Origin of the sequence: Pseudomonas sp. DY-1, from assembly GCF_003626975.1 — a bacterium.
Lineage (GTDB): Bacteria > Pseudomonadota > Gammaproteobacteria > Pseudomonadales > Pseudomonadaceae > Metapseudomonas.
Map to the genome: position 1 here is coordinate 4,543,727 of NZ_CP032616.1, position 13,265 is coordinate 4,556,991.

The following is a 13,265-nucleotide window of genomic DNA, read 5'->3' on the forward strand; positions in this document are numbered from 1 at the left end:
ACGGGCCAGGTGGCATGAGCCAGGTGGCAGCTCGAATGAACGGGATGTCTACCTGACGCGGGGTGTGACTATCAAGTCACTCCTTTGGTCATTCGGCGGGAGATTCGGAGTGGCGGACGAAAGGGCGGAGATCGATTGCGGGAGCGAATTCATTGGCGAATGAACTCGCTCCCACAAGGAGGGTGACGCTTGCGGATCAGCGGTACTCGATACCGGCCTTGCTGGTGCTGACGCGGGTACCGGATTTGCCCTCGGTGATAGCGACAATGTTTTCCAGGGAGCCGATCACCGCATCCTTGCCGGTAATACGGGCGAATTCCATGGCGGCCTGGACTTTCGGACCCATCGAGCCGGCAGCGAAGCCGAGGCGCTCCAGTTCATCCGGGTGGGCCTGGGCGATGGCCTTCTGGGTGGGTTTGCCCCAGTCGATGTAGGCCGCGTCCACGTCCGTGGCGATGATCAGCACGTCAGCATTGAGCTCCTGGGCCAGCAGCGAGGAGCAGAGGTCCTTGTCGATCACCGCTTCTACACCGGAGAGCTTCTTGCCCGACTCGTCGTACATGGTCGGAATGCCGCCACCACCTGCGCAGATGACGATGGTGCCTTTCTCCAGAAGCCATTTGACCGGACGAATCTCGAAGATGCGCTTCGGACGCGGGCTGGCGACTACGCGGCGGAACTTGTCACCGTCGGGCGCGATGCTCCAGCCTTTCTCCTTGGCCAGGGCTTCCGCCTCTTCCTTGGAGTAGACCGGGCCGATCGGCTTGGTCGGGTTCTGGAAAGCCGGGTCTTTGGCGTCGACTTCGACCTGGGTGAGGATGGTGGCGAACGGCACTTCGAACGGCAGCAGGTTGCCCATTTCCTGTTCGATCATGTAGCCGATCATGCCCTCTGTCTCTGCGCCGAGAACATCCAGCGGGTAGGGCGCGACCTTGTCGTAAGAAGCGCCCTGCAGTGCCAGCAGGCCTACCTGCGGGCCGTTGCCGTGGGCGATCACCAGTTCATTGCCTGGCGCGACCTTGGCGATCTGCTCGGCGGCGATCTTCACGTTGGCGCGCTGGTTGTCGGCAGTCATGGGTTCGCCACGACGCAGCAGGGCGTTACCGCCCAATGCGACGACGATACGCATATTGATTTCCTCCTGGGGATGGAATGCGTCCCGGACCGGCGAACGCGTCGCGGTCCGGGGCGTATCGGGACTTACATGTCGGCGAGGGTCGAAACGAGGATCGCCTTGATGGTGTGCATGCGGTTTTCCGCTTGCTCGAAGGCGATGTTGTACGGCGACTCGAAGACGTCTTCGGTGACTTCAATGCCGTTCTTCAGGTTCGGGTACTTCGCAGCGATTTCCTTGCCGACCTTGGTTTCGCTGTTGTGGAACGCCGGCAGACAGTGCATGAACTTCACGCGCGGATTACCGGCCGCTTTCATCATGTCCATGTTGACCTGGTAGGGCAGCAGTTCCTGGATGCGTTCACCCCAGGCTTCCACCGGCTCGCCCATGGAAACCCACACGTCGGTGTGGATGAAGTCCACGCCCTTGACCGCTGCTTTCGGGTCTTCGGTAATGGTGAGGCGGGCGCCGCTTTCTTCAGCGAATTTCTTGCAGGCGGCGACGTGCTCGTCGGTCGGCCACAGTTCCTTCGGCGCGGCGATGCGCACATCCATGCCGAGCTTGGCGCCGATCAGCAACAGGGAGTTGCCCATGTTGTTGCGGGCGTCGCCCAGGTAGGCGTAGCTGATTTCGTGCAGGGGCTTGTCGCTGTGCTCACGCATGGTCAGTACGTCGGCGAGCATCTGGGTCGGGTGGTATTCGTCCGTCAGGCCGTTGAACACCGGCACGCCGGCGTACTTGGCGAGTTCTTCGACGATTTCCTGCTTGAAGCCCCGGTACTCGATGGCGTCGTACATGCGGCCAAGCACGCGGGCGGTGTCCTTCATGCTTTCCTTGTGGCCGATCTGCGAGGAATTCGGGTCGATGTAGGTGACATTGGCGCCCTGGTCATAGGCGGCAACTTCGAAGGCGCAACGGGTGCGGGTCGAGGTCTTCTCGAAGATCAGCGCGATGTTGTTGCCCTTGAGGTGCTGTTGCTCGGTACCGGTGTACTTGGCGCGTTTCAGGTCGCGGGACAGATCAAGCAGGTAACGCAGCTCGCGGGTGCTGTGGTGCATGAGGCTGAGCAGGTTACGGTTGTGCATGTTGAAAGCCATGATTCTTTCTCCTTGTGGGTAACTTGAAACCAGGCTCCGTCAGAACAGCTTTTGGCTGGCGGGGCGGGCGGCTCCGGATTGGGAGCCGCCGGGGGGCGGGAACTCAGTAGTCGATCGGGTCGCGCAGGATCGGGCAGGTCATGCAGTGGCCGCCGCCACGGCCACGGCCCAGTTCACTGGCACTGATGGTGACCACTTCGACACCGGCTTTGCGCAGCAGGGTGTTGGTGTAGGTGTTGCGGTCGTAGCCGACCACCACGCCGGGCTCCAGGCAGACAACGTTGTTGCCGTCGTCCCACTGCTCGCGCTCGGCTTCGAAGGCGTCGCCGCCGGTTTGCACCACACGCAGTTTCTTCAGGTTGAGGGACTCGGCCACCACGGAGATGAAGTCTTTGTCTTCGCGTCGGATGTCGATGCCGTACGGACGGCTTTCATCCGGACGCAGGACGAAGGGCACGATTTCCTTGACCACTTCGGGGAAGACGGTGACCAGGTCGCGGTCGCAGAAGGTGAACACGGTGTCCAGGTGCATGGCGGCGCGGGATTTGGGCAGGCCGGCAACGACGACTTTCTGCGCCGCGCCCTTGCTGAACAGCGATTGGGCCAGTTGGCCGATGGCTTGGCGGGAAGTGCGCTCGCCCATGCCGATCAGTACAACGCCGTTACCGATGGGCATTACGTCACCGCCCTCGAGGGTGGACATCCCGTGGTCCTTGTCGGGGTCGCCGTACCAGACCTCGAACTCGGCCTCGGTGAAGGTCGGGTGGAACTTGTAGATGGCGGTGGTCAGCAGGGTTTCCTGGCGACGGGCCGGCCAGTACATCGGGTTGAGTGTCACACCGCCGTAGATCCAGCAGGTGGTGTCACGGGTGAACTGGGTGTTGGGCAGCGGTGGCAGGATGAAGCTCGAGTGGCCCAGGTAGTCGCGATACATCTTGATGGCGCTGACGCCTTCGCTTTCCGGCAGGTCAGAGCCGGCGACGCCGCCGATGAGGAATTCGGCGATCTTGCGCGGCTCCAGGCCTTCGATCCAGGAGCGCACTTCATTGACCAGGCCGACGCCGACCTGATCGTTGGTGAGCTTGCGATCGAGAATCCACTTCAGGGCTTCCTTGTTCTGCACGATGTCGGTGAGCAGGTTGTGCATTTCCAGTACATCGATGCCGCGCTCACGCATCTTGGTGACGAAGTCGAAGTGGTCGCGCTTGGCCTGGTTTACCCAGATCACGTCATCGAACAGCAGCTCGTCGCAGTTGTTGGGGGTCAGACGCATGTGCGCGAGCCCCGGCGAGCAGACCATTACCTTATGCAATTTGCCGGCTTCCGAATGAACGCCGAGTTTGACTTTGGACATGGCAGGTCTCCTTACGAGTTACAGGGTCAGGAAGCCGTCGTAGAGCCCGTAGGCCGCTACGAGCGCGCCGATTACCACGGCGGCGAAGATCAGCTTCTCGACATTGGTGAATACCGGTTGGCCAACTTCCCGTTTGGCCTTGGCAAAGAGGATCACGCCCGGTGCATAGAGCAGGGCGGAGAGCAGCAGGTACTTCACGCCACCGGCATACAGCAACCAGACGGCGTAGACCAGGGCGATGGCGCCGATGATCAGGTCCTTGCTCCGGTCCTTGGCATCCTGCTCGTAGGTTTCGCCGCGCAGGGGCAACAGCACCGCATAGGCAGCGGACCAGAGGTAGGGCACCAGGATCATGGAAGTCGCCAGGTAGATCAGCGACAGGTAGGTGCTGGCGCTGAACAGCGTGATGATCAGGAACAGCTGCACCATGGCGTTGGTCAGCCACAGCGCGTTGGCCGGCACCTGGTTGGCGTTCTCCTTGCGGATGAAGGCCGGCATGGTGTGGTCCTTGGCCGCGGCGAAAAGGATCTCGGCGCAGAGCAGCACCCAGGAAAGCAGGGCACCGACCAGGGAGATGACGAGGCCGACGCTGATCAGCACAGCGCCCCAGTGGCCGACCACGTGCTCGAGCACCGCCGCCATGGACGGGTTCTGTAGCTTGGCCAGTTCCGGCTGAGTCATGATGCCGAGCGACAGTACGTTCACCAGTACCAGGAGCAGCAGCACGATGATGAAGCCCAGCACGGTGGCCTTGCCCACGTCGCTGCGCTTCTCGGCGCGTGCGGAGAAAATGCTCGCGCCTTCAATGCCGATGAACACCCAGACGGTGACCAGCATCATGTTGCGAACCTGATTCATCACGCTGCCCAGCTCGATGTTCTTCGAGCCCCAGATGTCAGCGGTGAAAATGTCCAGCTTGAAGGCGAACAGGCAGATGAGGATGAACAGGAACAGCGGCACCACTTTGGCGACGGTAGTCACCATGTTGATGAAGGCTGCTTCCTTGATCCCGCGGAGTACCAGGAAGTGCACGGCCCAAAGGACGATGGAGGCACCGATGATGGCCGCGAGCGTGTTGCCTTCCCCGAAGATCGGGAAGAAGTAGCCCAGGGTGCTGAACAGCAGCACGAAGTAGCCGACGTTGCCCAGCCAGGCGCTGATCCAGTAACCCCAGGCCGAAGAAAAGCCCATGTAGTCGCCGAAGCCCGCCTTGGCGTAGGCATAAACCCCGCCGTCGAGGTTCGGCTTGCGATTGGCCAGGGTCTGGAAGACGAATGCCAGGGTGAGCATGCCCACCGCGGTGATGCCCCAGCCGATGAGAATGGCGCCGACGTCGGCACTGGCTGCCATGTTCTGCGGTAACGAGAAAATACCCCCGCCCACCATTGAACCGACAACCAGGGCCACTAAGGCACCTAGTTTAAGTTTGTCGGACGATTCTGACATTTTGCACCTCCATCCGGAGTAGGAACTGTGCCTATTGAGCGCGTGGTCTGTTGACTGCGTTCTGATCCAGATCAATAGCTAGCTAATGAGTCATGCGGACAATTTCCTTACTGTCGTAGATGGGAGGGAGGTACTGCGAATCGCTGCCCAGAAACGAGCAATCTAGAGGGTTTGGCATGCCATCCTGAGCGATGCCTAATACAAACTAGCCGGTTTTGCCGGGCCTTCAAGTTGCAACTTGCACGAAGTGGATTCCTACAGCTAACCACCATATTTCATGTAGGAAATTACATATTTGTGCATGGTTATTTCGCTATAAGGGGCGATTTTTTAATTAGGAAGTGGTTGAAATTTCGACAGGAGGGAGCACGTTCAAAGTAGGGCCTATTGCCATTAGGCAAGACTCTGTTGGACGAATCCCGGCCTATGAACTAGCGCTGGATTATCAACTCGAAAAACGTGAAAAAGGCCAGTTCGTGAGCTTCGAACTGCATGGGCAAATCGCCGGAAAGCCGGTGCGGGAGCACTTTTCCTTACACGGCGATGTCGCCTACAACTTTCTTCACAGTGCTGGACTGCGCCTGCGCAAATACGGCCTCCGGCCAGGGCTTGCCGCGATGCCCGAACTGCGTGCCGACTTCGAAAAGGCCTATGCCGACCTGCGCGAGCGGCTGGGCGTTGTGCCCGGCCAGTCGGTGGACCTGGAGCGCGTCATGCTCGAGCGCCCATGGGCACCCGGAAATGAAGAAGCCCGGCACATGGCCGGGCTTCGATCACCCTGCGGGTAGCTGGGTGGTGCCCTTGGGCTTGGCCCGTGGGCGTCGAGAGGAGAACCCCTTGGCTGGCTTGTGGCCGGCTTGGGGAGAGGCCAGACCCTGGCGGGCCCATCCTCCTGACCCTGCGCAACGCAGGGATTGCCATTCTTGCGGCAAGCCTTGTGCCACTGTGTGGCGGCCGCTCTATTCCGGGTTCCTTCGTGGCTAAGGCGAGCGATTTGTGAGCGGAATCTTGCCGATCAATCCTGCTCCTCTGCGGGATTCCCGCCACTGAAGCTGAGGCTGTGCTTGCGCAGTTTGTCCGAGAGCGTCTTGCGTGGCAGGCCGAGTGCTTCGGCCACGCTGCGCAGCGAGCCATGGGGGCGGGTCAGTTCCGCAGCGATCAAGGCGCGCTCGAAGGCCTCGACCTGTTCACTGAGGCCACCTTCCACTTTCGGCAGGTCGGCGGGCGTGTTGTCCAGATTCAGGTCCAGACCCAGTGCGAAGCGCTCCGCGGCGTTCTGCAGCTCACGCACGTTGCCCGGCCAGCCGTGGGTCAGCAGCAGGGCGCGCTGGCTGCTGTCGAGGCTGCGCTGGGCCATGCCGTGGCGGTTGCGGGCAGCGTCGGCGAAATGCTGGAACAGTGTCAGGGCGTCCTCACCGCGCTCGCGCAGGGGCGGAATACGCAAGCTGGCAACGTTGAGGCGGTAGTAGAGGTCTGCGCGGAAGCGACCCTGGTCGGCGGCGTGGCGCAGGTCTTCCTTGGTGGCAGCGATCACGCGGATATCCAGAGGGATCAACTGGTTGGCGCCAAGGCGCTCCACCACGCGCTCCTGCAGCAGGCGCAGAAGCTTGACCTGGACGTCCAGGCTCATGCTTTCGATCTCATCGAGGAACACCGTGCCGCCGTTGGCGAATTCGAACTTGCCGATGCGGCGCTTTTGCGCACCGGTGAATGCGCCTTGCTCGTGGCCGAACAGCTCGCTCTCCACCACCGATTCGGCCAAGGCTCCGGCATTGATGGCGACGAAGGGGCCGTCGCGGCGCGCCGACAAATCGTGCAGGGCACGCGCCACCACTTCCTTGCCGGCTCCGGTCTCACCCAGGATGAGCACGTCGGCATTGGTGGCGGCGAGGGCGCCGATCTGCTCGCGCAAACGCTGCATGGCGGGTGATTGCCCCACCAGTCGGCCGCTCAGTTGCTGGCGATCGGACAGGGCCATGCGCAGGCTGCGGTTTTCCAGCACCAGGCGGCGCAGGTCCAGGGCGCGGTGCACGCTGTCCAGCAACTGGTCGCTGGGGAAAGGCTTTTCCAGGAAGTCATAGGCACCTGCTCGCATGGCCTGGACGGCGAGCGGAACATCGCCATGGCCAGTGATCAGCAGTACCGGCAGGTCAGGATCTCGCTCACGCAGTTGCTTCAGCAGCTCGAGGCCGTCGATGCCGGGCATGCGGATATCGGTGACCACCACGCCCGGCCAATCCTTGTCGATCTTCTCTGCCACGCCCTGGGCGTCGCCGAGGGTTTGCACCTTGAGACCGGCCAGGTCGAGGGTCTGGCTGAGGGCCTGGCGCAGGTGCGGGTCGTCGTCGATCAGCAGCACCTGGGTTCGGGCATCAAGGGCGGTGGTCATGCAGAGAGGTCCTCAGGAGGCTGTGGGATGACGCCGGGGGCGGCGTTGCGCATGCGCAGTGTGAGCAGGGCGCCACCGTCCGGGTGGTTGGCGAACAGCAACTCGCCACCGAGGGCGCGCATCAGGCTATCGCAGATGGCCAGCCCCAGGCCAAGGCCCTGAGCGCTGGTCTTGGTGGTGAAGAAGGGCTCGCGGGCATGGCGCAGGGCCTCTTCGGAAAAGCCGGGGCCGTTGTCGCGCAGGTGCAGCTCCACGCCGTCGGCGGTGGTTTCGGCGCTCAGCCAGATGCGGCGAGGCTGGGGCTTTTCCTTGAGCGCATCGAGGGCATTGGCGAGCAAATTGCCGAGCACCTGGCGCAGACGGGTTTCACCGGCCTGGACCCACAGCGGTGCGTCTGGCAGATCGCGGATCAATTCCACATCCATGGCTCGGCGGCGCTGAGCGACTAGGGCCAGGGCATCGTCCAGGGCGGGCTGCAGAGCGACGCTTTCCGGGGCGTGGCGATCGCGGCGGGCGAAGGCGCGCAGGTGCGCGATAATCGAGGCCATGCGGCCGGTCAGCTCGCTGATCTGGCGCAGGTTGCCGCGAGCATCATCGATGCGTTGGTGGTCCAGTAGCACCCCAGCGTTGTCGGCGTAGCTACGGATCGCCGCCAGGGGCTGGTTCAGCTCGTGACTGATGCTCGCCGACATGGTGCCCAGGGCGGACAGCTTGCTCGCCTGCACCAGCTCGTCCTGGGCGCTGACCAGCTCCTGCTGGGCCTGCTCGCGCTCCAGTACCTCGTCCTTCAGGCGGCTGTTCAGCGCCTCGAGGTCCTGGGTGCGTTCCAGCACGCGCATTTCCAGCTCGCGGCGGGCACTGGCGTCGAGGGCTATTCGATCGAGGTAGTGGCGGCGGCGTTGCATCATCAGGCCGAGCAGCAGCAGCAGGGTCAGCAGGGAGGCGCCACCGATGGCGACCGTGGTGGTCACCTGGCGGTCGACGAGCTGGCGTGGGGCCAGGATGCTGGCGGTCAGCCCGGTTTCGCGGAGCTCGCGGCTCTGGGTGAGCCAGGCGTTGTCGTCCAGCTTCAGTGGTGGCGGCGCCTGGGTCGGGTAGGGCTGGTTGGCGACTATGGCTGCACGTTCGGCGTTATCCAGCGGGCGGGTGGCATGGAAGCGCCAGTCGCTGCGCGAGGAGATGATCACCACGCCGTTGGCATCAGTCACCATGAGCTGCTCCGGGGTCTTGCCCCAGAGGGTTTCGGCGTCGTCCAGATCCACCTTCACCACGAGAATGCCGATGATCCGCGAGCCATTGCGCACCGGGCTGGCGAAGAAGTAACCGCGCTTACGCGAGGTGGTACCGAGGCCGAAGAAGCGCCCCTGCTTGCCTGCGAGTGCTTCGCGGAAATAGGGGCGGAAGGTGAAGCTGCGGCCGACGAAACTGTCTGACTGATCCCAGTTTGAGGAGCTCAGTGTGAGGCCGGCGGGGCTCATCAGGTAGATCACATCGGCCCCTGTGTCCTTACGGACCTCCGCCAGCACTCGGTTGGCTTCGGCCTGCAGGGTTGCGCTGTCCGGAGCGGCCAGAAGGTCACGCAGCGGCGGCAGGTCGGCCAGGATGGGCGGCAGCACCTCGTATCGGTGCAGGGTGCCCAACAGGTTGGCGACGTACAAATCGAGGGTCTGGCGATTCTGCTCAGCCAGAGAATCACTGTAGTAGCGCTCGCTGAAATGCTGCAGCGGCCAGAACAGTGGCGCCAGCAGCAGCGCCAACAGCACCAGGCTGCGCCAGCGTGGGCGGTGGGGGATTGGGGTGGCAGTCATGCGGTCACTGTGCGCCGGTCGATGAGGCGCATTATGGCATCGACGCCCGGTGCCGGTGATGTGGCAGATACGAGAGGTGGTAAAGCGAGGGGAGGAGCGAACTCCAGGCTCAGTCCTCCCCAAGGAGTCAGCGTGGCTGGCGCAGGCACTCTGCCAAGGCAGTGCGCCAGTCCGGCAGGCTGACCTGCCAGTCCTGCGCCAGCTTGCGGCCGTCCAGACGCGAGTTCAGGGGGCGCTTGGCGGGCGTCGGGTACTCGCTGGAAGGAATGGGCACCAGGCGCGCGCAGGGTTTGCCGGCAGCTTTCAACTGGTCAGCAATCGCGCTGGCGAAGCCGAACCAGGATGTCTCGCCCTGATTGGTCAGGTGGTAGATGCCCCAATTGCGGTTGCCCGCCTGCCACTTGTCAATCAACTGGCTAGTGGCTTGCGCAATGCTGCCAGCCCAGGTCGGCGCCCCCACCTGATCATCCACGACTCGCAGCTCTTCGCGCTCCTGCAGCAGGCGCTGCATGGTGAGCAGGAAGTTGCGCCCATGCAGTGAATACACCCAGCTGGTACGGAGAATCAGGTATTGCCCGCCGACAGCCTGGATCGCCTGCTCGCCAGCGAGCTTGCTCTGGCCGTAGACGCCCAGCGGATGGGGGGCGTCCGCTTCGGTATAGGCCGCGGTGCCGCTGCCATTGAACACGTAGTCGGTGGAGTAGTGGAACAGCGGGATACCGAGCGCCGCCGCTTCCTCTGCCAGCACGCGCGGCGCGGTGGCATTGAGGGCGAAGGCGGCTTCCGGCTCGCTCTCGGCCAGGTCCACGGCTGTATGGGCGGCGGCATTGATCAGCAGGTCGGGCGCTTCGCCACGCACCCGCTGACGGATCTGCTCTGGATCGGCAAGGTCGAGTTGGTCACGACCGAGGGCAGTGACCTCGGCCTTGCCGGCCAGGACGCGTTTCAGCTCGCGAGCGACCTGGCCGCTGCTGCCATTGACGAGGATCTTCATTCGAAAACGTCCGCGTCCTTGAAGCTGGCACCGGCCTGGTCCTTGGCGGAGAGCTGCGGGGCCTCCGCAAACGGCCAGTCGATGGCGAGGTCCGGATCATCCCAGCGAATGCAGCGCTCGTGCTCGGGCGCGTAGTAGTCGGTGGTCTTGTAGAGGAACTCGGCGTACTCGCTCAGTACCAGGAAGCCGTGGGCGAAACCTTCGGGTACCCAGAGCTGGCGCTTGTTCTCGGCGGAGAGGTGGACACCCACCCAGCGGCCGAAGGTAGGCGAGTTGCGGCGAATGTCCACCGCCACGTCGAATACCTCGCCGTGGACCACCCGCACCAACTTGCCCTGCGCCTGCTGCAGTTGATAGTGCAGGCCACGCAGGACACCGCGCTGGGAGCGCGAGTGGTTGTCCTGGACGAACTCGCGCTCGACACCGGCGGCTTTCGCGAAATTGCGGGCGTTGAAGCTTTCGTAGAAGAACCCGCGCTCGTCTCCGAACACCGTGGGTTCGAGGATCAATACGCCAGGGAGTGCAGTGGCTACCACTTTCATTCGACTTCACCTGCCAGCTTGTACAGATACTGGCCGTAGCCCGTTTTTCCGAATGCCTTGGCCTGGCTTATCAACTGGGTCTTGTCGATCCAGCCATTCTGGAAGGCGATCTCTTCCAGGCACGCGACCTTCAGGCCCTGGCGGTGCTCGATGGTTTGCACGTACTGGGCTGCTTCCAGCAGGCTGTCATGGGTGCCGGTATCGAGCCAGGCGAAGCCACGACCCAGGCGCTCGACGCGCAGGTCGCCACGGTGAAGATAGGCATTGTTGACATCGGTGATCTCGAGTTCGCCGCGAGCGGAAGGCTTCACCGCCTTGGCGATTTCAATCACGTCATTGTCGTAGAAGTACAGGCCAGTGACGGCGTAGCTGGAGCGAGGCTTCAGCGGCTTCTCCTCGATGGAGATCACGCGATTGCTGTTGTCGAACTCAACGACACCAAAGCGCTCGGGGTCATTCACCCAGTAGCCGAAGACCGTTGCACCAGACGAATTGCTGGCGGCGCGCTTGAGCTGGTCGGAGAAATGCTGGCCGTGGAAGATGTTGTCGCCAAGGATCAGGCAAACCGAGTCGTCGCCGATGAATTCTTCGCCAATGAGGAAGGCCTGTGCCAGGCCATCGGGGGACGGCTGGACGGCATAGCTGATGGCGACGCCGAACTGACTCCCGTCTCCCAGCAGATTGCGATACTGCGGCAGGTCGTGGGGTGTGGATATCAGCAGGATCTCGCGAATTCCGGCGAGCATGAGGACCGAAAGCGGATAGTAGACCATCGGTTTGTCGTAGATCGGCAGCAACTGCTTGGACACCCCCAAGGTGATCGGATGCAGTCGGGTACCGGAACCACCGGCGAGAATTATCCCTTTCATGCTGTTGCTCCCAGTCTTTCTCGTTGATAGCTGCCGTCCTGAACGCGTCGGCACCATTGCAGATTGTCCAGATACCACTCAACGGTCTTGTGCAGGCCTGTCTCGAAGGTCTCGGCCGGCACCCAGCCCAGCTCCCGCTCGATCTTGCTGGCGTCGATGGCATAGCGCAGGTCGTGGCCCGGGCGGTCCTTGACGAAGGTGATCAGCTCTTCGAAGCGGGAGATGCCAGACGGCTTCTGCGGCGCGAGTTCGTCCAGGAGGCCGCAGATGGTGCGCACCACATCGAGGTTCTTCTGCTCATTGTGGCCACCGATGTTGTAGGTCTCCCCCACCGTGCCGCGCGTGACCACTTCCACCAATGCGCGGGCATGGTCTTCGACGAACAGCCAGTCACGCACCTGCTGGCCGTCGCCATAGACAGGCAGCGGCTTCCCTTCGAGCGCGTTGAGGATGATCAGCGGGATGAGCTTTTCAGGGAAATGGTAGGGACCATAGTTGTTCGAGCAATTGGTCAGCAGCACGGGCAGGCCATAGGTGCGATTCCAGGCGCGAACCAGGTGGTCGGACGCGGCCTTGCTGGCGGAGTAGGGCGAGCTGGGGGCATAGGGCGTCGTTTCCGTGAACAGATCGTCGACGCCGTGAAGGTCACCGTAGACCTCGTCGGTGGAGATGTGGTGGAAGCGGAAGGCCGCCTTGCGTTGCTCATCCAGTCCCAGCCAGTAGGCCCTTACGCTCTCCAGCAAGCTGTAGGTGCCGACGATGTTGGTCTGAATGAATGCCGCGGGGCCGTCGATGGAGCGGTCCACGTGGGATTCGGCGGCAAGGTGCATCACCGCATCAGGCTGGAAGCTCGCCAAGGCAGCGCCCACGGCCGCACTGTCTGCGATGTCGGCCTGCAGGAAACCATAGCGGGGATTGCTGGCAACCGACTCGATGGATTCCAGATTGCCCGCGTAGGTGAGCTTATCGATGTTGAGCACTTCGTGCTCAGTGCCAGCGATCAGATGGCGGATTAGTGCTGAGCCGATAAATCCGGCTCCTCCAGTAATGATGATTCGCATTTATAACCTGACTCGTACTGATACGGAGACTGGGAAGCCGATGGCGGCAGCCAGTTTCATATTGCTGTTGGGCAGGCGCTGACGCACCGGCAAGAGAAATCGCTCTAATCCTGGGACAGGTCCGGCGGGCGAAGATGGTAGCATAACGGCCGCCTTGAAGGCGTTCTGTCGGGACAGGTTGACAGCAAACCGCCATAAAAGGCTTTCTGGTGGTTATTACGTGGTCGGAAATGTGCCATTCGACAGGGCTTCGCAGCGACGCTGTGCGAGCATTTACAAGTAGCAGTTGGGAAATTAAAAAGTACTGATTCGTCTTTTTTGCCTGCGAATATCTAAAGGAATTTACGCCCTGCGTCAATCGAGAGAATTCATGGCTTATGTGTCGAAACATAAATCCACGCAGTGCAAACTTATTTTGTAATGTGAGTCCAGAGCGCTGCTGAAGGTTTTGGTTTTACACTGATAGTTCCTGATCTTGCAGCAGCTTTTATGTGTTTTATTCAGCGAAATACAAGAGCAGAGAAGCGCTAAGGGAATGTGTGGCGCGTTCTTGTTCGACCGTGGCAATCGTCCCATTGTGTGCACAAGATT

11 protein-coding genes are annotated in these 13,265 nt (G+C 62.0%); 1 reads left to right on the forward strand and 10 read right to left on the reverse strand.

The annotated features are described in order from the left end of the window. Window positions 1–196: 196 nt before the first annotated feature. The 4 genes from arcC to arcD all read right to left on the reverse strand — a co-directional run bounded on the left by arcC (window position 197) and on the right by arcD (window position 5,011). Entirely contained in the window at window positions 197–1,129 is a 933-nt protein-coding gene (arcC, locus tag D6Z43_RS21435) for a carbamate kinase (RefSeq protein ID WP_120654060.1), read from the reverse strand. Between the two features lie 71 nt (window positions 1,130–1,200). Next, a complete protein-coding gene (locus tag D6Z43_RS21440; protein ID WP_120654061.1) occupies window positions 1,201–2,211 on the reverse strand; it encodes an ornithine carbamoyltransferase in 1,011 nt (336 codons plus the stop codon). A 103-nt stretch (window positions 2,212–2,314) separates the two neighbouring features. After that, complete coding sequence (gene arcA / locus D6Z43_RS21445) at window positions 2,315–3,565, reverse strand: arginine deiminase (RefSeq protein ID WP_120654062.1); 1,251 nt, start codon at window positions 3,563–3,565, stop codon at window positions 2,315–2,317. A gap of 18 nt (window positions 3,566–3,583) precedes the next feature. Next, the gene (gene arcD / locus D6Z43_RS21450) at window positions 3,584–5,011 is read right to left on the reverse strand and encodes an arginine-ornithine antiporter (protein ID WP_120654063.1); all 1,428 of its coding nucleotides are present in this window, start codon (window positions 5,009–5,011) and stop codon (window positions 3,584–3,586) included. A 341-nt stretch (window positions 5,012–5,352) separates the two neighbouring features. Between arcD and D6Z43_RS21455 the strand changes: the two genes are divergently transcribed. Further along, the gene (locus D6Z43_RS21455; protein WP_120654064.1) at window positions 5,353–5,799 is read left to right on the forward strand and encodes a DUF5064 family protein; all 447 of its coding nucleotides are present in this window, start codon (window positions 5,353–5,355) and stop codon (window positions 5,797–5,799) included. Window positions 5,800–6,026: 227 nt separating this feature from the next. Here the strand turns inward: D6Z43_RS21455 and D6Z43_RS21460 are convergent, their stop codons facing one another. The 6 genes from D6Z43_RS21460 to rfbB all read right to left on the reverse strand — a co-directional run bounded on the left by D6Z43_RS21460 (window position 6,027) and on the right by rfbB (window position 12,674). Next, the gene (locus tag D6Z43_RS21460; RefSeq protein WP_120654065.1) at window positions 6,027–7,400 is read right to left on the reverse strand and encodes a sigma-54 dependent transcriptional regulator; all 1,374 of its coding nucleotides are present in this window, start codon (window positions 7,398–7,400) and stop codon (window positions 6,027–6,029) included. Continuing rightward, on the reverse strand, window positions 7,397–9,208 hold the full coding sequence (locus D6Z43_RS21465; RefSeq protein ID WP_120654066.1) for an ATP-binding protein: 1,812 nt from the start codon (window positions 9,206–9,208) through the stop codon (window positions 7,397–7,399). Before D6Z43_RS21465 ends, D6Z43_RS21460 begins: the two co-directional genes overlap by 4 nt. Window positions 9,209–9,335: 127 nt before the next feature. Continuing rightward, window positions 9,336–10,202, reverse strand: coding sequence for a dTDP-4-dehydrorhamnose reductase (rfbD, locus tag D6Z43_RS21470; RefSeq protein ID WP_120654067.1), 867 nt, complete (start codon window positions 10,200–10,202; stop codon window positions 9,336–9,338). Further along, window positions 10,199–10,744: a dTDP-4-dehydrorhamnose 3,5-epimerase gene (gene rfbC / locus D6Z43_RS21475; RefSeq protein WP_120654068.1), complete on the reverse strand. Its 546-nt coding sequence runs from the start codon at window positions 10,742–10,744 to the stop codon at window positions 10,199–10,201. Before rfbC ends, rfbD begins: the two co-directional genes overlap by 4 nt. Next, window positions 10,741–11,613: a glucose-1-phosphate thymidylyltransferase RfbA gene (gene rfbA / locus D6Z43_RS21480; RefSeq protein ID WP_120654069.1), complete on the reverse strand. Its 873-nt coding sequence runs from the start codon at window positions 11,611–11,613 to the stop codon at window positions 10,741–10,743. Before rfbA ends, rfbC begins: the two co-directional genes overlap by 4 nt. Next, the gene (gene rfbB / locus D6Z43_RS21485) at window positions 11,610–12,674 is read right to left on the reverse strand and encodes a dTDP-glucose 4,6-dehydratase (RefSeq protein WP_120654070.1); all 1,065 of its coding nucleotides are present in this window, start codon (window positions 12,672–12,674) and stop codon (window positions 11,610–11,612) included. The genes rfbA and rfbB overlap by 4 nt, the downstream gene beginning before the upstream one ends. Window positions 12,675–13,265 lie beyond the last annotated feature (591 nt).